General features: G+C 64.3%; 21 protein-coding genes. 6 read left to right on the top strand and 15 right to left on the bottom strand.

What is annotated here, in order from left to right; translation table 11 throughout:
* The first annotated feature begins 38 nt into the window (after positions 1–38).
* Entirely contained in the window at positions 39–851 is an 813-nt protein-coding gene (locus ACQR1L_RS20455; protein ID WP_434859721.1) for a GntR family transcriptional regulator, read from the top strand.
* A gap of 56 nt (positions 852–907) precedes the next feature.
* Entirely contained in the window at positions 908–1693 is a 786-nt protein-coding gene (locus ACQR1L_RS20450; protein ID WP_434859720.1) for a class I SAM-dependent methyltransferase, read from the top strand.
* 82 nt (positions 1694–1775) lie between these two features.
* Here ACQR1L_RS20450 and ACQR1L_RS20445 read toward each other — a convergent pair whose 3' ends face one another.
* The 5 genes from ACQR1L_RS20445 to ACQR1L_RS20425 form a co-directional block, all read right to left on the bottom strand.
* Complete coding sequence (locus ACQR1L_RS20445) at positions 1776–2225, bottom strand: hypothetical protein (RefSeq protein WP_434859719.1); 450 nt, start codon at positions 2223–2225, stop codon at positions 1776–1778.
* A gap of 600 nt (positions 2226–2825) precedes the next feature.
* Positions 2826–4205 carry an MmgE/PrpD family protein gene (locus tag ACQR1L_RS20440; protein WP_434859718.1) on the bottom strand — a complete coding sequence of 460 codons (1380 nt, stop codon included), beginning with the start codon at positions 4203–4205 and terminating at the stop codon, positions 2826–2828.
* 204 nt (positions 4206–4409) lie between these two features.
* Complete coding sequence (locus ACQR1L_RS20435; protein WP_434859717.1) at positions 4410–5270, bottom strand: DMT family transporter; 861 nt, start codon at positions 5268–5270, stop codon at positions 4410–4412.
* A 134-nt stretch (positions 5271–5404) separates the two neighbouring features.
* Positions 5405–6544, bottom strand: a complete 1140-nt coding sequence (locus tag ACQR1L_RS20430; protein ID WP_434859716.1) for an NAD/NADP octopine/nopaline dehydrogenase family protein — start codon at positions 6542–6544, stop codon at positions 5405–5407.
* A gap of 348 nt (positions 6545–6892) precedes the next feature.
* The gene (locus tag ACQR1L_RS20425; RefSeq protein WP_434859715.1) at positions 6893–7795 is read right to left on the bottom strand and encodes a sugar phosphate isomerase/epimerase family protein; all 903 of its coding nucleotides are present in this window, start codon (positions 7793–7795) and stop codon (positions 6893–6895) included.
* A gap of 241 nt (positions 7796–8036) precedes the next feature.
* Here ACQR1L_RS20425 and ACQR1L_RS20420 point away from each other — a divergent pair, with 241 nt between their 5' ends.
* On the top strand, positions 8037–8918 hold the full coding sequence (locus ACQR1L_RS20420; RefSeq protein ID WP_434859714.1) for a winged helix-turn-helix transcriptional regulator: 882 nt from the start codon (positions 8037–8039) through the stop codon (positions 8916–8918).
* Between the two features lie 46 nt (positions 8919–8964).
* On the opposite strand, the gene ACQR1L_RS20415 is transcribed toward ACQR1L_RS20420, so the two are convergent.
* The 7 genes from ACQR1L_RS20415 to ACQR1L_RS20385 all read right to left on the bottom strand — a co-directional run bounded on the left by ACQR1L_RS20415 (position 8965) and on the right by ACQR1L_RS20385 (position 15642).
* Positions 8965–9978 carry an ABC transporter ATP-binding protein gene (locus ACQR1L_RS20415; protein WP_434859713.1) on the bottom strand — a complete coding sequence of 338 codons (1014 nt, stop codon included), beginning with the start codon at positions 9976–9978 and terminating at the stop codon, positions 8965–8967.
* Positions 9978–10973, bottom strand: coding sequence for an ABC transporter ATP-binding protein (locus ACQR1L_RS20410; RefSeq protein ID WP_434859712.1), 996 nt, complete (start codon positions 10971–10973; stop codon positions 9978–9980). Before ACQR1L_RS20410 ends, ACQR1L_RS20415 begins: the two co-directional genes overlap by 1 nt.
* 4 nt (positions 10974–10977) lie before the next feature.
* Positions 10978–11847, bottom strand: a complete 870-nt coding sequence (locus tag ACQR1L_RS20405; RefSeq protein ID WP_434859711.1) for an ABC transporter permease — start codon at positions 11845–11847, stop codon at positions 10978–10980.
* A complete protein-coding gene (locus ACQR1L_RS20400) occupies positions 11844–12782 on the bottom strand; it encodes an ABC transporter permease (RefSeq protein WP_434859710.1) in 939 nt (312 codons plus the stop codon). Before ACQR1L_RS20400 ends, ACQR1L_RS20405 begins: the two co-directional genes overlap by 4 nt.
* Positions 12783–12858: 76 nt before the next feature.
* Positions 12859–14253: an FAD-dependent oxidoreductase gene (locus tag ACQR1L_RS20395; RefSeq protein WP_434859888.1), complete on the bottom strand. Its 1395-nt coding sequence runs from the start codon at positions 14251–14253 to the stop codon at positions 12859–12861.
* Positions 14250–14543: a (2Fe-2S)-binding protein gene (locus ACQR1L_RS20390; RefSeq protein WP_434859709.1), complete on the bottom strand. Its 294-nt coding sequence runs from the start codon at positions 14541–14543 to the stop codon at positions 14250–14252. Before ACQR1L_RS20390 ends, ACQR1L_RS20395 begins: the two co-directional genes overlap by 4 nt.
* A complete protein-coding gene (locus ACQR1L_RS20385) occupies positions 14524–15642 on the bottom strand; it encodes an NAD(P)/FAD-dependent oxidoreductase (RefSeq protein WP_434859708.1) in 1119 nt (372 codons plus the stop codon). The genes ACQR1L_RS20390 and ACQR1L_RS20385 overlap by 20 nt, the downstream gene beginning before the upstream one ends.
* 86 nt (positions 15643–15728) lie before the next feature.
* Between ACQR1L_RS20385 and ACQR1L_RS20380 the strand changes: the two genes are divergently transcribed.
* A complete protein-coding gene (locus ACQR1L_RS20380; RefSeq protein ID WP_434859707.1) occupies positions 15729–16646 on the top strand; it encodes a LysR substrate-binding domain-containing protein in 918 nt (305 codons plus the stop codon).
* On the opposite strand, the gene ACQR1L_RS20375 is transcribed toward ACQR1L_RS20380, so the two are convergent.
* Together ACQR1L_RS20375 and ACQR1L_RS20370 are read right to left on the bottom strand one after the other, a co-directional pair.
* The gene (locus ACQR1L_RS20375; RefSeq protein ID WP_434859706.1) at positions 16633–18198 is read right to left on the bottom strand and encodes an ABC transporter substrate-binding protein; all 1566 of its coding nucleotides are present in this window, start codon (positions 18196–18198) and stop codon (positions 16633–16635) included. The genes ACQR1L_RS20380 and ACQR1L_RS20375 overlap by 14 nt on opposite strands.
* A gap of 133 nt (positions 18199–18331) precedes the next feature.
* The gene (locus ACQR1L_RS20370) at positions 18332–19282 is read right to left on the bottom strand and encodes a helix-turn-helix transcriptional regulator (protein WP_434859705.1); all 951 of its coding nucleotides are present in this window, start codon (positions 19280–19282) and stop codon (positions 18332–18334) included.
* Between the two features lie 537 nt (positions 19283–19819).
* On the opposite strand from ACQR1L_RS20370, the gene ACQR1L_RS20365 reads away from it, so the two are divergent.
* Both ACQR1L_RS20365 and ACQR1L_RS20360 read left to right on the top strand, forming a co-directional pair.
* Complete coding sequence (locus tag ACQR1L_RS20365; protein WP_434859704.1) at positions 19820–20536, top strand: acyl-homoserine-lactone synthase; 717 nt, start codon at positions 19820–19822, stop codon at positions 20534–20536.
* Positions 20537–20729: 193 nt separating this feature from the next.
* Positions 20730–22892, top strand: a complete 2163-nt coding sequence (locus tag ACQR1L_RS20360; RefSeq protein ID WP_434859703.1) for an exonuclease domain-containing protein — start codon at positions 20730–20732, stop codon at positions 22890–22892.
* A 337-nt stretch (positions 22893–23229) separates the two neighbouring features.
* On the opposite strand, the gene ACQR1L_RS20355 is transcribed toward ACQR1L_RS20360, so the two are convergent.
* A complete protein-coding gene (locus ACQR1L_RS20355) occupies positions 23230–23463 on the bottom strand; it encodes a hypothetical protein (protein ID WP_434859702.1) in 234 nt (77 codons plus the stop codon).
* Positions 23464–23547: the final 84 nt, after the last annotated feature.

Here is a 23547-nt window from a genome sequence, read left to right as displayed (position 1 = left end):
GCTAGGCTGTGGCGCCGCGACTGTCGCAGCAATTGAACGTGTCCGCCACCGTCGCCAAAAAGCGGCAGCGGAAAACGGAATCGGCGGACAAGCCCAAGCTGTCGAAGGGACGGGCCGCGCTGCTGGCGCGGCGACGGCGCGACATTCCGCTGCATCATCAGGTCTTCCTGGTTCTGCAGGACGAGATCGCGGAGCGGCGCTATGCGCAAGGAGAGCCGCTTCCCACCGAAGCGGAGCTGGCCGCTCTGTTCGGCGTCTCGCGCGTGACGGTCCGATCGGCCTTGGACACGCTCAATGAACTCGGCCTGATCGAGCGCCGGCAAGGTATCGGCACCTTCGTCCGCGAGCTCTCGCGACCCGAGCCTCTCACGGTACCGATGATGGACCTCGCTGCGCGCAATCGCGAGATTGTGCGCACGACGAGAGCTCACGTCGTGGAGTTCGACTTCAAGCCGGCACCTCGGCACATTCGCGAGCACTTCAGGGCCGGGCCGGGCGACCTCTTCCAGCGGACGGTCCGAATACGCTACATGAATGATTGGCCGATCATGCAGGTCACGACCTACATTCCGGAGGCGATCGGACGGCAATTTGGTCCGGACGACATGGAGGGTGGTTCGCTCTATGCCATCCTGCAAAAGTTCGGGATCACCTTCACGTCGGGCGAGCAGATCGTGACGGCGGCTGCGGCCGACCCGATCGTCGCCGCGCGTCTCAACGTCGCGATCGGCGCGCCGCTCTTGAAGGTCGTGCGCATCCATTTCGACAGCGCCGGGCGGCCGATCCAGCATTTCGAGCTTCTGGCTCCTCCCGCAACCTACGAGCTTCGCATGCCGCTCAAAGATTTCTAGCATCGTCCGGAAGCGTCACGCGATACCGGCCTCTCCTCGCGCCTTGATCGACACAGATGACGTTCGAACCAGCTTCCTCCTCGTTCCCTCGCTTTGCATCGACGGTCCGTCATTACGTGGCCGGACGGCCGAACTATGCGCAAGCGCTGATCCAGACCGTGGCCGACCACCTGCACCTGACGAAACAGCATAGGCTGATGGACCTCGGCTGTGGGCCGGGGTGGCTCGGCATCGCCTTCGCCCCCCGCGTCGGGCAGGTCGTCGGGGTCGATCCGGAGCCGACCATGCTGGAGGCTGCGTCCGCGCTCGCCGCCACCGCGGGAGTCGACATCGAATGGATCGAAGGCAGCTCATACGATCTCGGGCCGCAGCTCGGCCGGTTTCGTGCGGTGGCGATCGGGCGCGCGTTTCATTGGATGGACCGCGCCGCAACGCTACGCACGCTCGACGCGCTGATCGAAGACGATGGCGCGGTCCTGCTGTTCAATGACGTCCGGCCGGATGTGCCGCAGAACACCTGGTACAAGCGCTATTCGGAGGTCGTCGATCGGTTCACGAACCGGAGCGTCGGCTTCGCACCCGAACGGTTGCGCCACGAGGCACTGCTGCTCGAGTCCGCGTTCAGTCAGCTCAGCAGGATCGGGGTAATCGAGCAGCGACGGGTTCCCGTCGAACGGCTGATCGATCGAGCCCTGTCGATGTCGACCTCTTCGCCTGAACAGCTCGGGGCGCTCACGGATCAGCTCGTGCAGGACATGACGACGGAAATGGCGCCCTTCGCAAGCGATGGACACGTCGTTGAAGTCATCGAATCCCAGGCCCTGATCGCGCGGCGCCGCTAGCTCTCGGATCTCGACGGCGGCATCGAGCCCGCCTGGTGCCACGCGCGTGCCGGCGGCCGCCGGCGACCCAGCGCAGATGGCCTCAGCTCAGCTCCACTCCGGCGACCGAACACGCGGACTCGATGAGGTGGCGCACGGTTCGGGCATCCCAGTCGAGGCTCTCGGGAACGTCCATCCAGTAGTTGGACAGCACATGTGCAGCATGCCGTGCCTTGACACCGAGTCCGACCACCGTCCTGGCCGGAATTGCCATGATCGCTCGCTCGATCGGGTCGAGCGAATTCAGCACGGCTTCCATGCGCTCCAGCCCGGGCGCGACCACCGCGGTGACGTGTGATTTCGCTTCACAGGCGGCGGCAGCACACTGAGCATCTTGCTGCTGGAGCGCGGCGAGTTCGGCGGAGAGGGCCTCGAAGCTGCGGCCGAGGGCAACCAACACGGCATCGGGACTGTCATCGATGGCCAGCTGATCGAGCGCCAGACCACCCGGCTCGACGGTCGCCAAAATCCGCAATGTTTCGTCAAGAGACATCACCGATCTCCAAACCGAGATTTTCAGTCGGTGGAAGGTCGCCGACAACCGATCGGCTGCAAATCATCGCTGCAAGTCATCGATGAAAATCAGCGACGTACACTTCGTAGACGCCGCGACTTCCCTTCTTCTGCAGTGTCAGACGATATCGTTCAGTCGTATTAACATCAATACAATATCTGTTTCGGCGCGTAATCATTAAGTTCTAGGTTGTAACTACATCCTCACGCAACTGATCGACGCCGGCGAGCACCGTGATTGAACGCGGAGCCGTTCGCAGCGATGCGCTCTCAGCAGCACGCCGTCATCGGCCGCCGCATCCTACTCATGCCACGCAGGACGTCACTTGGCGAGCTACCGAGAATGGTGGTCCGATGCCGATGGCAGGCTGCGCGGCCCTCAGGTCCTGATATGACCGGACGGCCGACCTCGGTGCGCCGTGCACCGAGCCAGAGCTCGCCAATCACGCGGAGCGAACGGAGTTCTGCAGCAATGGTCGCGCCGCGCATGGCAGCGGGCCGCCATGGCGCCGTGCCTCTCGATCCGTCGGCGCGGCATTGGGACGAGATTTTCTGTCGCTGTCGCTTCGGCTCTGGTCGCCTATTCGGCGACCTCGCACCGTTCGGGAGCCGGGGTCTCGCTCGGGGTGGCGAACAGCCTGTCACCCAGGATGGAGTGCAATGGCGCGATATCGCCTCTCCGCAACGCACCAATCGCATGCCGAATCCCGGCCGCAACACCGGCGTCGACGCGCTCCGCCGCAATGGCCTGGAACTTGATCCCGATGTCGTCTGAGCTCATCGGGTTCGTGGGCTCTCCCTTCGGCGCCAGCACGGTCCGCTCGAACGTGCCGGAGCTGGTGGTGATCCGGATTCGGCCGGGGACCGCCGCCGGAAACATGCGCTCGAATTCAGGATTGACCGTCATCCGCACGCGGCCGGCGATCTCGATCGCGCGTGCATCCGCGAGCGATTCGTTGCTCAGGGGGAGCAACGCCCGCGCGCCGCTGATCGCGGCGACGCCCAGGCAGAACGGAAGGCTGTATTGCGCTCCCTCCAACGTGGCTGGCGCCACCTCGTTGCTCAGGGTCAAGGACCGGCCAAAGGTCTCGACATCGATATTGATGATGGCGTCCGGCCGAATGTCGTGGTCGGTCAGCAAACTCAGCAGCGCGTCGATCGGCGCGTGGATCCAGCGGCAGCAACTATAGGGCTTGAAATAGGTGCTGTTGATGAGCCAGCTCGTGCCCAGCCCGTCGAGAAGCCGCGCGCGATCGTAACGCTCCGCACTGTCGAGGATGTCGACCGGCCCCGTGAAGCCGTGCCGGGCCAAATCGACCGCCAGAATTCCGTTGGCGGCGCCCCACGGAATGCCCTCCTTGACGCTGTTGCCTCTGAACCGGGTGTAGGGCGTGGCCGACTGGCTCGGTGCCGTCGTGCCGGCGATCGAGATCGCGTGTGCGATCTGGCCCGGCGGCAACCCTCTCAGCCAGCCGACCGCGGCGGCGACGGCCTGGCCGCTCCACAGGCCGCTGTTCACGGTGGGAACGCTGCGCAGATCCCTGGCGGCGGAAATACGCACGCCGATCTCATATCCGATGGCAATCGCGGCCAGGGCGCGCTGCCCGTCCAGGGACGGGCTCCCGAGCAGCGACAGCACGCCCGGAATGATCGCGGCGCCCGGGTGCCCCGAGGCGGCGCGGTGGCCATCATCCAGATCGAGAGAGCATGCGCAGGCCGCGTTGACGAAGGTTGCCCCCGCAGCGGTCGACCGCTCGCCTGAAAACCACATCTCCGCCGGGCCCTCGCCCCACGTCGCGCGCGCCACGCGGCGGACGGCCGCAGCATTCGGCGTCTGATATCCGGCAATCGCTGCGGTCATCAGATCGAAGACGCATTTCGCCGCGCTGACCTTGGCGTCCTCCGGAACGTCGCTCGCGCTGACCCATTCGGCCAACAGCTCGGCAGCGGTGTACGTCATGTGGCCTCCAGGGGATCATCGACATGGATGCTGGATCGGGGAAAGCGCAGCGTTCCGACCCGCAAGTCAAAACGGAGCACTCTCGAAGGGGCGCGAAGCTCTGAGCATCTTCCTCGCGAATGCGGGCGGCAAGGTCAAAGTCGAATATCAGCAACGCCTATTCGTCGGAGTTATGGGATTGCGCGGACGCGCGCGCGAGCCCGCTCAATCGTTCCTGGCGCGGATCGTCGGGACGGGGTGCCATTTGCCCGGCAAGCGAAGCTTCAACGACACGCCGGCCAACTGCTCGTACATCGCGATGCACAGATTGGAGGCGATGACGATCGCGATCCCGGCCAGCTCGATCGGCACCGGCATTTCATGCCAGACCAGCAGGCCGAGCAGAAAGGCGAAGAGGAAGGTGGCGTATTCGAAGGGCGCAACGACGCTGGCCGGCGCCATCTGGTAGGCCTTGGTGAGCAGAAGCTGGGCCGCACCGCCGAGAACACCGATCGCGACCAGGATCGGCAGATCCGTCAGGGTCGGCCAGACGGCCGAGAACGGCAGCGTCGCCGCCCCCACCACTGTTCCTGACAGTGAAAAGTAGAACACGATAGCCATGCTCGTCTCGGTGTCCCGCATCTGCCGGATGGAGATCAATGCAAAGGCCGTCGCCACCGCACCGGCCAGCGCGATCAGAACTCCAGGGGAGATGCTCCGGCCATCGGGATGGGTCATCAGCAGCACCCCGCCGAACCCCAGGATGACGGCGATGAGGCGATGCAGGCGGATGCTCTCGCCGAGCAGGGGTATGGCGAACAGCGTAATGAACAATGGTGCGGCGTAGCCGAGCGCCGTCGCCGTCGCCAGCGGCAGCATGCCGACCGCGGTAAAGCTGAAAAACAGCGAGGATAGACCGGCGACCGAGCGGCGCAGATGCGCGCCCGGCCGCTCCGTCCGAAGCAGGCGACAGCCGCCGAGGCGCCGGACGAGCCAGAGCACCGGCAGCAGCGCGAACAAGCTTCGAACAAAGACGATCTGTCCGACGGGGTACTCGCTGCCCAGCTTCTTGATCAGGGCGAACATGACGGCGAGCACCGCTGCCGAGAGCACCTTGTAGCCGATCGCCGGCAGGTGAGTTGATGCCGATCCGTGGGGCACGACCTGCCGGCTGCTGATGAGTGTCATGGGAGCCCTCGCCGTCGAGAAGCGGCCAAGATTTACGCGATGCGGCGAAGCTCGTCGGCCCAGGGCGCGATCGAGGGCGCAATCGGGGCCGCGATTGAGGCCGCGATCGGGGCGCTGAAGGTCTCGATCACCTGCCCCTTCGACGCGGTATCCAGCCCCAGCCTGCGCAGGTTTCGGCCGGTCGCCAGATAGTCCGTGTCATTGACGATCGAGGCGAGGTCGATGATCGACTTGATCGCCGTGCAATGCAGCCCGACCTTGGCGCCGAGTTCGAACCAGGGAACCAGCACGTACGGGACGTCCTGCACGATGAACCTGTCGCGCATGTGCGTCGGCGCCATCTTCGTCGTGTTGTGTTCGACCGTCTCTCTGGCGAACTCGCCGAAATCGGCGAAGTCGCGGCTGTAGTAGCTGTTCATGATCGCCACGACGGATTGTGGCTTGAAACCGAATTCCCTGGCGATCGCCATGCGCTCCTGGTCGACTTGTCCGATCACCCGTGCGACCGAGGCGGACATGCCTTCGCGATAGAAATAGAAGTCGCCCTTGCGCGTCTCGATCCAGCCGGTGTTCATCAGGGCCGGCGTCGGATGAATCACGCCGGTGATGCAGGACATTCCGATCTCGAGAACGTTGCTGCGCCACTCCAGCGGCATCGGGAAAATGGCGCCGATCTCATCGCGCAGATCGTCATCGACATCGACGGGCATCGCCGCGATCGGCATCACGCTCTTGATGCCCATCACCGTCACTTTCCCATCCTGCATTCTCGAGGCGTAGGGCGCGGTCGCGGTTTCCAGGATGTACCGCGCATTGATCTGCCGGCGCGCCATGAGCGCGAAGAAGTTGCCGGTGATCGAGATCACGACGTGCCTGCTGAGGTCGAACTTCGCGAGCTCGCTCAGGATGGAGTCGTGACCATAGGATGGAACGGTGATGACGATGAATTTCGAGAATCGGACGACGTCGGCCATGTCCGAACTGACCTTCGGATGGAAGCGGCCTTCGATCTTCATTCCCGCTTCCAGATAGCCCTTGCGCTCGATTGTCTCCGCATGCCGGCGATGTTCGGGATGCGCGTACAACAATACGTTCGCGCCTCGGTCGGCGAGGTCGGCCGCAAAAGCACACCCGCAATTCCCGGCACCAATGATCGAAACCGACGTCTGCATGTCACTGCTCCCTGACACAATCTAAAGTAGACGCAAGTATTCTGAGAGCAGCGCGGTTCGGTCAACATAATAATTCTGTAAACATACGGCAGCATCCCGCTCATGGACTGCGCTCTGGCTGCAACAATTACTTAGAAGACGACGCAAATTGTCTTGCACGACCTGCAAGATTCCATCGGCCAAGCACGATCTGGCGTGAGACAACTCGCGCGCCGGCATCCCGCGCAAGCGCGCGGCCGACGCGATCAAAATGACGCTTCAGCCCCGTCGAGAGCTCGAGCGTTTCAAATGCAAAGGATCAAATCAAACAATGCGGGGAGTTTGCCTCGCAGGGCTGTCGCCCAGCAGTCATTGAGTATGAGCCAGTTCCTGCAGGCTCTCGGACACGTCCGTCATCCCTGGAGCGAGACTGAGATGATCCGCCCCACCGACGCTCCACCATGTGGCCGCCATGGCGCCGTACTGGGCCAGCACCGCCGCGCGACAATTGCCGGATGGCGATTGAAGAATGAAATCGCCGCGATAGCCGGCGCGCCTCAGGCGATGGCGCGCGTCGGCCAAGTGGGTTTGCTGACGACAAGGCGAAGCGCGCTCGACGTGTCGAGTCCACCCCTCGAGGTGGACATTCACGATCCGATCGCCGTAAGCGGCAAACACCTCATCGGCGGCCGCGCTGAGCGGTGATTGACACCCGATGGTGTAGGTGACGCCGAGCCGGTCCGCGGGATATGGCGCAATGAGCGATGCCAGTGACTGCGGATCAAGATCGGCATCGAGCGAGAGGACGACGCCACAAGCCTCGAGCAGTGGCAAGAGCCGATCGAGTCCGGACCGGAACGCCATCACGTCCCGCGAGGACAGCTCATTCCGGCCACGCGGGAGCGGTACCACGAGGCTCGTGATGTCGATCTCGGCGCATGCCTCGATCACGGCGCCGAGCAGATCGAGACGCGCCCGATGCTCGCGGCCAGTGACCCCGTAGAATGGCGCTTGCGAGATGAAATCAGCGGACAACGACGGAATGCAGATGCCGTAGTCGCGGCTCAGTTGTCGCAGTTGCTCGCGTCCAATCGGCGACATCAGGGGATTCATCAGGATCGGTTCTTCACCGATCCTCCACTCCATCAGCGCGAAGCCAGCTTCCTGGGCAAGCCGGAATTCCTCGCGCCAACGGTCGCTGAGAAAACCTCGTCGCCGTTTGTCGGCGGGCTCCATGAGGTCGCCCTGCATGACGCCGATGCGGCCTGCCATTCGTGCCTCCCCGACAATCATACCATGGGTCCTTCGACCGAAGCGCCAAGCATCGATGAATTGCGAACGGTTGCGGCACGGAGAGCCTGCTGTACGAAGCTAGGGCGACCAGACTCCCCTTTCCACTACCAACCCTGGTAGAGGCGCGCGGCTCGCGATCCCCTATCCGGTCTGGTAGCTGCCATGCTTACCGGAAGCTGCTCTACTCGGTCTCGCCAGCGGACAAGCGATGGAGACGGGAATGTCGCACAGAGCAGCCCTAGCCGATGACAGCGAGCTGGCCGACGAATACCGCGCCGGCGCAGGCAAAGCCGAGATGCCGGTCCATGCATCTGCGACAGACAAAGAAGCCCCGTCCGCATCGATGCCCGCAAGACCGCGCATCCTGCTGGTCGGCGACAAGAGTTTCACGAGCCTCCTGAAATACATCCTCGACAGCAACGGCTTCGACTGCCTGCTGATCGGCACTTTGGCAGATGCGATCGCGGCCGCGACGGTCGCGCGTCCCGGCGTGATCGCCCTGGACGACATGGCGTGCGGAGACCGGCTCGCCGGCGCTCTCGAACAGTTGCAGCGGACTCCGGCAACGCAACACGTCCCGACGCTGATCATGGCGAGCGCTCCACCTCGTTTCGAGGACGAATGCATCCATGCAGATCGGACGAGCTACATCTTGAAGCCGTTTCTCCCGGACATTTTCATCGACCGGCTGCGTGGTCTGCTGCGCGCATCGGCCAGCCCCGGTCCGAAGGTGCTTCGGTTTGCCGATATCGTCATGGAGTCCGAGGCGCATCGCGTGTCCCGAGGCGGCCGCTGCATTCGCCTCTGCCCTGTCGAGTATCGGATCCTGCAACACCTCCTCGAAAGCCCCCGAAAGGTGTTCTCGCGCGAGCAGATTCTATCCAGCATACGGGCGCATACCCAGGAAAACGCCGTGCGCTCGATCGATGTGCACATCAGCCGCATCCGCAAGGCTCTTTGTGAACGCGGCGAGCCGAACTACATCCGCACGGTCCGAGGACTGGGCTATTCGCTCGACTTCGCGCCGGACGGGCCGACCACTTACGTTCCACGCCCCGAACTGGTCAGGAGCACGCGAAGCTGCGACGACCGCATGGGATGAAGCCGAGGCGCCCGCGCGCGGACCTGCCAGGAAGCTCCGGCTTCGGTCATCGCGCTCCGATGCGCAGGCTGCCCCAGGCGACGTCGCTCGTTTCCGGGAAGTAGCAGGCGCTGGCGCGGTCGCCGCCCGACGTTTCCAGTTGTGGCGGTTCGGCGCGACACGGCCCCTCCGCTCTCGGGCAACGCGGATGGAAGCCGCAGCCCGGAGGCGGATTGGTTGCAGACGGCACCTCTCCCACGATCTGGACCAGAGGCCGGCGCGTCTTGGGGTCCGGGATCGGATAGCTGTCGCGCAGAAGCTTCGTATAGGGATGCAGCGGACGATCGAGAACATCCACCGTCGGCCCCTCTTCGACGATACGGCCGAGATACATCACGCAGACCCGGTCGCAGAAATGACGGACCACGCCGAGATCATGCGAAACGAACAGGAAGGACAGGCCGCGACGCTCGCGAAGCCCCTCCAGCAACCGGAGAATTTGAGCCTGGACCGAAACGTCGAGCGCTGAAACCGCTTCGTCGGCGACCACCAGTTCGGGATCCAGGACCAGCGCCCTCGCAATGCCGATTCGTTGCCGCTGGCCGCCTGAGAACTCGTGCGGGTAGCGCTCCAATGCGTCGCGCGGCAGGCCGACCTCGACCATGGCCGCTTCCGCCTTCTCCCGGATCTCCTTGGATGAGCTGCGCAGATGAACGCGGAGGGGCTCTTCCAGGGTCTGCCGAATTGTCCGGCGCGGGTTGAGCGACGAATAGGGATCCTGAAACACGATCTGCATCCGGCGCCGCAACGCGCGCAAGGCGGCGCCCTTCGCGGCCCGCACATCGATGCCGTCGAAGAGGATGGATCCTCGATCGGGCTCGATGAGACGAAGGATGGCGCGAGCGACCGTGGACTTGCCACAACCGGACTCTCCCACGAGTCCAAGGGACGTTCCCTTCGGGATGCGGAAGGACACGTCATCGACCGCCCGGACATTGTTGGCGCCCGAACGTCCGTGTCTCACGAAACTCTTGGAGAGGTTGCGTACGACGAATTCGCCGTCGCCGAGAGACGTCGTCATCAGTGGAGTCCTCCAGCCGGTCTGACGGGACAGCGCACCAGATGTCCGGGATCACCAGATGACACGAGTTCCGGATGCAACTCGGTACAACTGCGATCCTTGTAGGGGCAGCGTGGCGCGTAGGCGCAGCCTGTCGGCACGGCTGACAGAGCGGGAACACTGCCGGGAATCGGCTCGAGCGTTTCATTGGCCCGATCGGCTCGAGGCATCGCCCGCAGCAGCGCCGCCGTATAGGGGTGCATCGGCTTTGCGAACAGCGCATCGACACTCGCAAGCTCCACGACCTCTCCTGCATACATCACCGCCACCCGGTCGGCGATCTGTGCAACCACGCCAAGATTGTGCGTGATGAACAGCATCGACATGCCATAGGCCTGCTTCAGCTCTTCGAGCTGGCTCAGCACCTGCGCCTGGATCGTCACGTCCAGCGCCGTGGTCGGCTCGTCGGCCAGGAGAACCTTCGGATGGCACGCGAGGGCCATGGCGATCATGACGCGCTGGCGCATCCCGCCCGAAAACTGATGCGGATACTCGTCGAGCCGGCTCTTCGGCGAGGGAATCTTGACCTCCGTCAACAACCGGAGCGCCTCGGCCTTGGCCTGGATGCGCGAGCCCCCGCGATGAATGAGGATCGCCTCCGCGATCTGGTCGCCGACCGTCATCGTCGGATTGAGGCTCGTCATCGGCTCCTGGAAGATCATGGCGATCGAATTGCCGCGAATGGTGCTCATGTCCCGCTCGGACAAGGTCACCAGATCCTGCCCCTCGAACAGCACTTCCCCGCCCTGGATGCGGGCCCCGGCCTGCGGAAGCAAGCGCAGGATCGAGAGCGCGGTGACGCTCTTGCCACTGCCGGATTCGCCCACCACGGCCAGCGTCTCGTTCGGCATCAGCGCGAGCGAGAGATTGCGCACGGCCGGATACCAATGGTCGCCGATCCGGAATTCGGTCCGCAGGTTGCGCAAGTCGAGAGCCGGCCTCGGAAAGGATGTCATGTCGCTACTCAGCCCTCAGCTTCGGATCGATGGCGTCCCGCAGGGCGTCGCCCAGCAGGTTCAGTGCAAGCACGGTCAGCAGGATCGCGAGGCTTGGAAACACCGCGAGCCACCATGCGTCGAGGATGTTGTCGAATCCTTCGCGGATCATGCTGCCCCAGGTCGGCGTCGGCGGCGGAACGCCGAGACCGATGAAGCTCAGGGACGCCTCGGTGCGGATCGCCGACGCCATCCACAGCGAACTCATCACCACGACATCCGAGATCAGGTTAGGCAGAATATGGACGCCCATGATCCGGACCGGGCTGAAGCCGAGCGCCCGGCCGGCCATCACGAAATCCTGCTGCTTCAAGGCAATCGTCGGCGCGCGGGCAACGCGTGCGAACGGCGCGATTTCCGTGATGGCGATTGCGATGATGAGGTTCTGCAGACTCGCGCCGAGCATTGCCGCGATCATCAATCCGAGCAGCAGAGCCGGAAAGGAGAGCATGACGTCGAGGACGCCCATCACGAACTGATCCAGCAAGCCCCCGGCATAGCCCGCGACGATCCCGATGGTGCAGCCGATCGTCATCGCAATCAGGATCGCGACGAAGCCGACCATCAGGGATATGCGAGCTCCATAGATCAGGCGCGACAGGACATCGCGGCCGTAATTGTCCGTGCCGAGCAGGAACTCCCGGGACGGTGGTTCGAGCCGTGCGACGATGTTCTGTTCCAGCGGATCGTGCGGCGCGATCAGCGGCGCGAACACCGCGACCGCCACGATGAACGCCAGGAGCAGAGCGCCCAGCCAGAACAGGGGATTCCTGGAAAACACCAGCCACAGCCGGCTGGGCTGCGACACACCAACGGTCGCGATCTCGATCGTCATTTGTATTTCACCCGCGGATCGATCAGCCCATAGGTAATGTCCGTCAGCGTGTTCACGACGATGACGCAAATCGCGAAGATGATCATCAATCCCTCGAGCAGCGTGTAGTCGCGGGAATTGAGCGCGCCGAAGATCAGCTTCCCGAGCCCAGGCCGGTTGAAGATGATCTCCGTGAGCACGGAGTTTCCGATCAGTGTCCCGAAATAGAGACCAACGACGGTCACCACCGGAATGAGGCCGTTGCGCAGAGCGTGCCGCAGGACGAGGCGAACCGGCGTGACGCCCTTCGCGCGCGCCGTGCGGATGTAGTCCTCGCCGAGCACGCCGAGCATGGATGACCGCGTGACGCGCACCACATAGGCCATCAGGATCAGCCCGAGATTCAGCGCGGGCAAGGCCAGGCTTCGCAGCCGGTCGAGGGGATCGGAGCTGTCCGACGTGAGAACCGGAAACCAGCCCAGGTGGATCGCGAAGACGATGAGCAGCAGAATGCCCGACACAAATGCCGGGAAGGAAAGTCCGAGCAACGAGACGAGCCGTGACACGTAGTCGATCCAGCTGTTGCGGCCGAGCGCCGCCAGGATTCCCAGCGGGAGACCGAGCACGAGTCCGATCAGGATGGCGGCCAATGTGAGCTGGATGGTCGAGGGCAGCACCAAGAGCACCTCCTGCACGACGGTTCGGCCGCTGCTCAGGGACTGCCCGAGATTTCCGGTGAGCACCTCTCCGAGGAAGTGGAGATACTGGGTGAGGATCGGCTGATCGAGCCCGAGCCGGGCCCGCATCGCCCGAAGCGATGCTTCGGTCGCCTGATCGCCCAGGATGACGGATGCGGCGTCACCGGGAACGAGACGCACCAGCACGAAGATCGCGGTGAGCATCACGAGCAGCGTCGGGATTGCCAGCAGCAGCCGCTTGAAGGCAAAGTTGATCATGCGATCGTCCCGATCGGTCGCGACTGAAGGCGAAAACATCCCGGCTGAAGTTCAGATCGCGAAGCACGCGAATAGCTCACAATGCATCCTCCTTGTCATCGAGGGTCGCCAGCTCTCCGAGCGTCACAGGCTTGAACGGGGGACGAACGCGATAGAAGCCGATCTCGCTCGCAGGACATTTGTGAATGTCGGCGAGCAGCCGCGTGACGGTGTAGCCGCATTGCCGCCCCTGGCAGGGCCCCATTCCCGCACGCGTGAACGCCTTGATCTGGTTCGGACCGGCCCCGCCGATCTGCGCCATGGCCCGGATCTCCCGCGCCGTCACCTCTTCGCATCGGCATATGACGGTCTCGTCGGACGGATTGAAGACAGTCTCGCGAGGCCTGAACAGGGCATCCAGGAACGGCCGCAAGGCCAGTTCGCGCGCCAGCATCTTCCGGCTGCGCACGACGTCCCGCATCACGTCCTGCTCATTCGCAAATCCGAGCTCCACCGCAACTCTTTGCGCGGCAAGCGCACCGCGAAGCTGCGCGGCCTTTGCCCCGGCAATGCCTGCGCCATCGCCGGCAATGAAGATGCCGGCCCTGGACGTCTCGCCCCAGGGGTCGAGAACCGGCACATAGCAATCCTGCCCGTCGCGCCATTCCACGGCGCAGCCCAATCCGAGCGCCGTGTGCACGCTCGGCACGACGCCTTCATGCACCAGCAGATTGTCCGTGGAAACGGTCGTCTCTCGTCCATCGGCGGTGCGATAGCTGAGCGACGCGATGCGGTCCGACCCGTGCGCCTCAAGCGCGACGACATGCTTGATGATGGGCACGCGGCGCCGTCGAAGCATGGACGTCCACGCGACGCCCTGGAGCAGCGCTCCCGTGGCGCGCAAGGCATTCGGCAGATGCCGAAGAGCCGCCCAATGACGGCCTGCCGGCGTGGTGTCGAGATAGCCGGCGATCTGCCCTCCGGCGTTGAGCAACTGGACCAGGTAGAGAAGCGGCAGCGGACCACAACCGGCGACCCAGACGGGCTTGGATGGAATCTGCCCCGCGGTCTTCAGCAGGACTTGAGCCGCACCGACGGTGAGAACGCCTGGGAGCGTCCAACCTGGGAAAGGGACGGGCCGTTCCTGGGCGCCCGTCGCAAGGATGATGGCGCGTGCCTTGATGGTCTCGGCTTTGCCATCATGGGTCACGAAGGCGCGGAAGCCGGATTCGATCTGCCATAGCTGGGTTCGAGGCATGTAACGCGCGCCGCTGGCGCGGAACGCGTCAGTGGTTGCCCGTCCGCTCAGATAGGTGCGTCCGAGAATATCTCCCCTGGGCGCCGGCACGGTTTCGACCGCGCGCCAGATCTGCCCGCCCGGGGACACCTGATCATCGACGACCAGAACGTCGAGTCCATGCCGGCGGGCCGTGATCGCGGCCGTCATGCCGGCGGGGCCGGCCCCCACGATGAGAAGGTCAGTACTCGTCATGACGGCAGGCACCGTTTGCCCCGCTGGCGCTGAACCGTCATGCCGTCCCGGACCGGAGTCATGCAGGTCTGCACGGAGGCGATGCCGTCCACCTGCGCAAGACAATCGAAACAGACGCCGATCATGCAATAGGGTGCTCGCCTGTTACTCTTGACCGGCGTCGCACGTGACCAGACGACCGCTTGGCGCAGCAGGACGGCGGCGACGCTTTCGCCGGGCTCCGCCGTCAGAGGCTCGCCGTCGACCTGGATGGTGACGGTCTCGGCGGGCTCATGCAGCTTTCTGAACATCGAAACGCCTTTGGTGGAAGATATCCAGCGAGCCCGGCAATTGCCCGGCTGCAATCGCATCAGCGAGGACGCTGGCATGCAGCGCCGCGAGCGTCACGCCCGAGTGACACAGCGCGACGAAGGCTCCGCGATGCCTGGCTGACTGTGCATAGACCGGGCAGCCATCGGGAGTCATGATGCGCAAGCCGGCCCACTGACGGACCAACGTCGCTTCCCTGAGAGCCGGCACGATGCGAACCGTCCGCCGGCTGAGATCGGCCGCGGCGGTCGCGGTCGCCGAGCTGTCGAACCCCGCCTCCTCATGCGTGGCACCGATCATCACGGTGCCTTCCCTCGTCTGACGCAAGCCGCTCGTCGGCAACGGCAGAAACGGTTCGAGCCGCTCGGTCACCAGGATCTGCCCGCGCTGCGGCCGCAGCGGGATGTCGAGCCCGACCTGCCGCGCCAGCGCTTGAGATCCGAGGCCGGCCGCGATCAGCAGGCGCGGCGCGCTGACGGTCTCGGTTCCGAATGCCACCGTGAAACCCGCCTCGCTCGGAATGATCTGGCGCACCGCAGCGGCCTGGCGCAGCTCCCCGCCCAGGCGCAAAATTCCGGCATGAAGCGCCGCAAGCAGCTGGAGCGGATTGGCATGCCCGTCGCGTTCGCCGAAGCTCGCCCCCGCCAGGTCGGGCCCCAACCGAACGTTCGGAAGCAGCTTGCCCAATTCGGTGCGATCGAGCATTCGCCAATCCGCATCCGCTCCGCCGAGCTGATTGTGCAAGCGCTGAAGGTCGAGGCGACGCTTCTCGAATGCGTCCTCCCCAAGGCAGAACGCCAATCCGCCGTTCTGCTCATATTGCAAATCCATGCCGGCGACGCCCGTGAGCTCCGACGCGAAGTCGGACCACATGTCCACGCTCCGGCGCGAGAGCTGCTGATAGGCCGGCATGTTCTGGCCTTTGCCCTGCAGCCAAACAAGGCCGAAATTGGCCCGCGCCGCGCGGTGGTCGCGATCGTCGCCGTCGAGCACGAGCACGCGCTGCTGTCGTCGCGCAAGGCCGTAGGCGATGGCCGCGCCGACCGTTCCAGCTCCGATAACGATGATGTCGGGATGCATCAGATTTCCTCTTGCCCAATATGACGACAAAAAGAGATATTTGGTCAAAGTCGAAAATCTGTGGCTGTATTCTTCAGGGTTATGGGATGGCTCGTCAGATCAATCTCCGACAGGTGGAGGCGTTCAAGGCGGTGATCGAGAGCGGCTCGATCAGCCGGGCCGCTTTGATCCTCAACATCTCCCAGCCGGCGATGAGCAAACTGATCGCGCATCTCGAGGAGGATACGGGGCTCAATCTGTTCGATCGCGTCAAAGGCCGGCTTGCTCCGACGGAGCGCGGCATGCGGCTCTACAAGGAGATCGATCGCATCTTCGCGGGCGTTCGCCAGGTCGAGAACGCGGTGGAGGCGATTCGCCGCGAGGAGCAGGGTCAGCTTCTCGTCGGCGTCATGCCGGCGTTGTCGCGCTCCTTCATTCAGCAGGCGACGATGGGCTTCCTGCAGCAGCATCCCAACGTGTTCTGCTCGGTCAAGTCGCGCAGCTCGGAATGGATCGTGGACTGGCTGGTCACGCGCAAGCTCGACGTCGGGCTTGTCAGTTCGCGGATCGACAACCCCTATGTCATCGCCGAACCGCTGACGCAGCAACCGCTCGTCTGCATCATGCCGACGGATCATCCGCTCGCCGCGAAGAACGTCGTGGAGCCGGATGATCTCGACAACGTTCCGTTCGTATCGTTCGATCCCGAGAGCCAGGCCGGCCAGTGCATCGCGACGATGTTCGATGCCTACAATGTCAGGCCCAAGACCGTGCTCGTCGCCAACGTCTCGCCGACCCTTTGCGAATTCGTCGCGGCCGGCCTTGGCGTGTCGCTGGTCCATCCCTTGATGTTCAGCGGGCTGCAGGACCGGCTGTCCATCCGCCGCTTCGAACCAGCCTTGTCCTACGATTTCCAGCTTTGCCGAATGCGCGACAGCCGCAATGCCGGCCTGGTCGATGCCTTTCTTCAGCAGGCGCGGACCACGGCTGCGCGCCTGTCCCAGGAGTCGCTCAGCGCGGCGTGAGCGTCGTCGCCTCGGTGATCAGCGGCGCCAGGTTCATCGCGCCCTTGAGCTCGTAACCATAGTTGACGCGCTTGCTGTGTCCCCAGACCTGCTGAAGCTCGAACAGCGGAACCGAGCAGACGGCGTCATGGATCTTGCGCTGGGCGTCCTTCCACAGCTCCTGCTGCCGCTCGGCACGGCCTTCGACGCGCGCCGCCTGGATGTCGTCGTCGGCGACATCGCAATGCGAGAAATTGGCCACCGCGGTCGGCTTTCCGACGATCGAGCGCGAGTGATAGAATTCCGTCAGATACGTGTCCGCGACGGGAAACCGGGCGGCGCCATAGAACACAAGCGCGCTGGCATTGCCGCGAATCTGGCTCTGATACGTCGCATGATCGACGACGCTCATGTCCAGCTTGATTCCGGCCTTGGCAAGCTGGCGCTGAATGATTTCCATCGTCGGCAGGATCGCCGAGATGTTGGAGACCACGACCTTGAGCGTGATGCCGTCGGCATAACCGGCTTCGGCCAGAAGCGCCTTGGCCTTCACGGGATCGTAGCCATAGGCTCCCGGCGAGCAGTCCTCTCCGATATAGCCGGGGGGCACGACCGAGCAGCCCTTCTGGCTGACGGACTTGCCGACGAACTGCACGAGATCGTCGACATTGACCGCGGCGGCGATCGCCTGCCTCACCTTGAGATTGTCGAGCGGCGGAATGCTGGCGTTGATGTGAAGGGTCCGGAATTCTCCCGGGCGGAAGATATCGACGACCATGTTGCCGCGCTGGCGGGTCGTATCGACCCAGCGCTGCTCGCGGCGGCCCTGAACGAGGTCGAGCTCTCCCGACGCAAAAGCGAGCTCGCGCGCGCTGTCGGAAGGAATCGTCCGGTACATGATGGCGCCGATCTGCGGCCGGCCGCGGAAGTAGCTCTCGTTCGCGACCAGCTTCACGTGCCGCTGCGTCTCGTGCTCGGCAAACGCGAAGGGCCCCGTGCCGACCGGATTGGAGCCGAACTTGTCGCCGAGCTCCTCGACCGCCTTTTTGCTGACGATGTTGCCGCCGTGATAGTTGGACAGGCGGCCGAGAAAGTTCGGGTCCGGATATTTCAGGGTGACCCGCACCGCACCGTCGTCGATCTTGGCGATGCTCTCGACCGCGGCGAAGTCCGCAGCGAAGCTCGAACGGCTGGGATCGGCGGCGCGCGTCAGTGAATAGACCACATCGTCCGCGGTGAGGCGTCCCCAATTGCCGTGAAACTTGACGTCCTTGCGCAGGAAGAAGGTCCAGCTTCGTCCGTCCGCCGACGTTTCCCAGCGCTCGGCGAGGTCCGGCTCGAGATCCTTGAAATCGGCACTTCCCGGCCTGAAGCGGACGAGGCCGTTGAACATCAGGCCGATCAGCGGCTTGTCCGTGCTGGTCGTCGCACGATGGGGATCGAGCGTGGTGATGTCCGATCCGCCGGCCCCCATCTGCAGGGTGGCTCCCGCCGGCACCTCGGCCGCCGACACGCCGCCGGCGGTCAGCGCCAGTACAGCGATGCAGAACGCCACGATATGGAGATGCTTCATCCCGATGCCTCGCCCGTTACCCGGGCATCAGGCTGAAAGAGTCCCGCACCGCTGTCAAAGTCCGAAATCGAGGAGACCTATTCTCCGACGTTATGGGCCGAGCGCTCCCGCCAATCAGGGCGTCGCGACCGGCTCAGTCCGTGGGGTCGAGCCACATCGACATCACCGAGCCGGACAGGCCCGGAATCTCGATCAGACCCAGCCTGATCGCCTTGACCACGGCGACCGTCCGGCTGGTCGTGCCGAGCTTCCTCATGGCTTTCTTGATGTGGAAGTTGATGGTGTTCTCGCTGATCTTGAGAATGATCCCGATATCCCAGGAGGACTTGCCCTCCGCGGTCCACCGCAGGCATTCGCGTTCGCGCTCCGAAAGCTCGATCATCTCGTGGCTCGTCGCAGGCCTCGCCAGCTCGCCGAACGCGACATGGAACTGACACGCCAGGGCATGAAGATGATGGAGACGCCGGCCGGGGTCGGCGTCGTCGAAGTGAGATGCAAAAGACAGCACCGAGATGCGCCCCGACGGCCCGAACAGCGGCACGCTCATCCCGTGCTTGAGGCCGGCCTCGCGGCTTTCATGGATGACCCGGCGCTCGCCGACCTGCAGCCGGTCCTGCTTGAGCAGATGATCCCACATGAAGGGCCTGCTGTGAAAGGCGGTGCGCCTGACCACCGGATCGATCTCGTGATACTTGCGCTCGAAATAATGCTTCCGCCAAGCGGACGGAAAGTTGAGCGCAATCGCCGGCATCGGGTGATCGGGCAGCCGCATCGCTTCGACGTAGTTCAAGGCGCCGTAAGCCACCTGGCCGAAACCTTCCTCGGCCGCAGCACCGACGAGAAGCTCGAACAGGTCGGGCAGCGACTGCGTGCGGTTGGCACAATCGATGAAGCAGAAGAGGTCCATAGCCACCTCACGGCAGACAAAGCTGCGCAGACGTCCGGCACTTCCGGCCCGGTGTGATCGTGATCTTGATCGTGAAAACGACTCCGCCGCGACCTTCCGGTCGCCGACGGCCCGCTCGTGCCCCCTCGCCCGCCTCTGTCGAGGCTGAAAACAGGCGCTTGTTTGTCCGAACTTCATCCCAACCTGAGGTAGATTGTATCATTGTACAGTCCGTCGTGCAAATGACGATCACATTCGATTCATCATATGGACGCTGCGTCATGTCATGAGCATTGCCATCCTCCAGGACCGGCCGCACGAACGAGCATGCCGACTGCGGGACTCAGCGAAGTGCCTGCTAAACAAGCATTCTCAGGCGCTCGCCTCTATGTACAAAGCATTTCCGGCATGCGTGACGTACGGAACGGCGTAGTTGGACGTGTCGGCTCTTCGTCCACATCGCCCGCGGATCAGGGGCCTCGGCGATTCACGCCGACCGCTCCCACGGCCCTCATGGGAGCCTTGCAAAAGCCAAGAACTCCACAACATTACAACCCAGAATTGCGTCGAATTATAGGTGATATTGAGGCGCGGCTCGACAGAGACCGCTTTTCTGAGAGGAGCCGCGCCACAGCGCTCGCTCGATCATCGCGCTACTCGACTGGGTAGCTGCAGCGCTTGCGCCGAGCCGATTAGTCTGCGCCTTCCTATCATGTCGCCCATTGGAAGATGCTCATGCGTACCGTTGCAGTCAGGTGGGACAACGTCCATCAACATGGCGAGGCGTGGATCTCGCACCATCGGCTGCGATACAGGATGTTCGTCGAGCGCCAGGGATGGTCCGTGCCGCACTATCAGCGCATGGAGTACGATGAGTTCGACACGCCGGCGGCCACCTACATCGTCGTCGTCGACGAGCGCGATCAGGCGCTCGGCACCGCGCGACTGATTCCGACGACACGCCCCTACATGGTCGAGTCGCTGTGGCCCGATCTGGTGGATGGCCTGCTGCCGCACGCCGATCAGGTGTGGGAGGCGTCGCGATTCGGCTGCGATCGCGCGTTGGGCGCCGGCGGGCGACGCCGCGTGATCGGTCAGCTCATCCAGGCCTGCCAGGAATTCGGCGTCGCCCACGGCATCACGTCCTATCTCGGCGTGATGCCGCCCTGGGTGTTCCAGACCGTCATTGCGGCCCATGGCTGCCCGGTGCGCCCGCTCGGACCGGCGCTGTCGCTGCAAGGGCACGCCATCGAAGCCGCCGCGATCGAGGTCTCGGCGGCGGTTCTCGCGCGCGTGCGCGCACACACGGGACTGCGGCAGGCGCTGGAGAACATCGACGTCCTCGACGTCGCGCCCACGGCGCTGTCGCTCGCCCTCGCCGGCGATGCTGTCGCGGCGCCCGAGCCGAGCAGGCTCGCGGCTTCGACGAGTCCCCTCGTCGACGCCCACTGAAGCGGCGAGATCAGCTGTTCGACATCATGTCATGACGGCGCCGGAACCCGTGCCGCGCCATCGCTGTCGCCCGGCCCCTTCATCCGTCGATCTTGACAAATGCGCCGATCAGAACAAAAAACGAACGATCGCCCCGTTCGCCTGATCGTCAGGCGCGGTCGTCAGCCAGACGCATGGGATCCCGGCTCGTCACATGAAACCTGCCACGCTGCCGGTCTATTACTATCTCGACCACTTCGTCGAAATGCTCGGGTTCGTCGAGACGACCTATGGCGACATTCTCGGCGACGATGATCGCGCGTTCACCGCGCGCTTTCGCCGCCTGTCCAAGGACGCGCAGTGCCTGCTGATCAGGATGGTCAACCGGCACGGACCGATCTTCAATCGCGCGCTGTTCAAATATCCGGAGATCGCCGATCTCCCGGCCGCGATCCGCGAGCTGATGGGTTGCGGGCATGCCCGGAACCTCCGGTCCGAGGACTATGCCGCCTTCGTGCTCTGCCAGCCGAAGACCGCCCTGCTCGACGGCGCGCGTGCGGCCGGGTTCGGCCGTGAGGTCCGCGCCTCCTGGTCGAAGCCGGCGCTGGCCGAGTTCTTCCTGTCGACCATTCCCTTCGAGGCCGCCGCGCGGCATTGCGGCGCCGCGAGCTTCGTCGCGCTGGACAACACGCGCCCGATCGAATTCCTGCTGTATCTCTACTTCGGCAAGACGGCCGACAATCTGAAGAATTTTGCGCTGCGCGATCTCGGCGTGCTGCGCACCAACAAGGAGACCTCCTTCAGCGCGCGCTTCGCCGACGCCGACGAGGCGCATGCCTGCTTTCACTACAGCCAGGTGCTGGACCGGATCGCGCTGCGCTCCGCCGCGATCGACCGGCAGACGGCCGCGGCGATCCTCGACGGCCCGCCGCGAACCACCGACTACGCCGCCGACCTCGCGGCGCACGCCGCCTGCGAGGTCGGACAGTTCTTCGAGAAGCAGGGCGAGGAGGAACTCGCCGAACGGCTCTACAGGGACGGCGGCTCGGCCGATTGCCGCGAACGCCTCGTCCGCCTGCTCTACGCGCGGGGCGACAAGGAGGCGGCCGAGGTCTTGCTGCGGGACATGATCGACGATCCCGAGAGCGACCACGAGCATCTCTTTGCGACGGATTTCTACGCCCGCAAGTTCGGCGGACAGCGCACCGGCCTGTGCACGGCCCTGCTGCGCGCGGGGCGGACGATCGTCGTCGACGACCTGCATCGCGGCCATCCCGAAGCCGGCGTCGCCGGCGTGCTGCGGCGCCAGGGCGGCGAGGTCTACGTCACCGAGAACTCGCTCTGGCTCGCCTTGTTCGGGCTGTTGTTCTGGGACGAGCTGTTCGAGTCCGGCCAGCTCCACAGCGGCTTCGACTGGGTGCCGCAGTGTCTGCGCGACCGGACCTTTCATCGCCGCTTCGCCGCGCAGATCGACGGCAAGCTCGCGCAGATCAGGGCGAGGACCGCACTGCCGCTGATCCTGCGCACCATCGCCGCGAGATGGGGACGGCCCAACGGCCTGTTCGCCTGGGAGCGCGTGCAGGTGGATGCGCTGCGCGCCGTGCTCGAACGCGCCCACGCCGATGGCCTCGCCGACATCGTCAGGGCGATGTGCGAGGACTTCCGCGGCATGCGCGACGGCTTTCCCGACCTGCTGCAGGTGCGGGACGGCAGGCTTTCCTTCGTCGAGGTCAAGGCCGAGGGCGACGCCATCCGCCGCAATCAGCTGACCCGGCTGCGCCAGCTGAATAACGCGGGCATCCCGGCCGAAATCGGCCGCGTCGACTACCGCTTCGACCCCGACCAGATCTATGTCGTCGTCGACATCGAGACGACGGGATCGTGGTCGGCCGGCGATCGCATCACCGAGATCGGGGCCGTGAAGGTCCGCAACCACCAGCCGATCGCGGAGTGGCACGCGCTGATCAATCCGCAGCGGCCGATTCCGGCGAAGATCGTCGAGCTGACCGGCATCACCAACCAGATGGTGCGCGACGCGCCGGCCTTCCACGAGATCGCCGACAGCTTCATGGCGTTCATGGAGGACGGCATCTTCGTCGCGCACAACGTGAACTTCGACTACGGTTTCCTGTCGTCCGAATACGAACGGCTGGCGCGACGCTTCCGCTTCCCGAAACTGTGTACCTGCACGGGCATGCGGCGAGGATATCCCGGGCACAAATCCTACGGCCTCGGCCAACTCTGCGCGATCTACGACATTGCGCTCGAGGACCACCACCGCGCCTTGTGCGACGCCCGCGCCACCGCGCGGCTGCTGACCCTGATCAACACCAAGCGCGCCGACGCCGTCCCTGCACAAGAGGTGCAGGCGGCGTAGGCTCTCGGCTCGACCGGGGCCCGTCGCGACGAGCGATCCTGCACATGAGTTACTCCGTCATGCCCGGGCTCGGCCCGCCTGCGCGTCCGAAGCCGCTTCGGCGCGGCGAAGGCCCGGGCATCCACGTCGTTCTCAGCGTGCGGACCGACGTGGATGGCCGGGACAAGCCCGGCCATGACGACGTGGAGAGAGACGGGCACAGAACTACGATCGCCATCTGCGATGACCCTACCCTCGAGGGGAAAGGTGGCCGCGCAGTTGACCTTCCAGTCAGCGCCGCTGCAATAAACAATGCGCGAGGCTGCTTTGATACGATTTCGTGGAAACACATCACGTCCTAGCCGCCACTCCGGCACTTCGGCGAAAGCATCGGCACATTCGCCCACGGCCAATTGTGCCACCGCCCATCGTCGCCGACGCAGGCGGACGCTGCCGGCGGCGGGCTCGCCGTCGCATGCGACGCGGACTCGCGCGCCGCAAACCGGTGGTCGACATAAATCGTCGACAGATATCCCGCGACGGTCACCACCAGGACGACCGCAGATCCCTTGGCGAAGTCACCCTTGTGCATGTCATCAGCTCCCTTGTTCGGCGTGTCAGGACCACATGGGACGATATTGACGTACCATGGCGTGGCGGGCTGTGAGAGAGGTCA

This window comes from Bradyrhizobium sp. HKCCYLR20261 (assembly GCF_051168435.1).
Lineage (GTDB): Bacteria > Pseudomonadota > Alphaproteobacteria > Rhizobiales > Xanthobacteraceae > Bradyrhizobium.
Note: the sequence above shows the minus strand (reverse complement) of the source record. Positions and strands in the feature narration are given on the sequence as shown.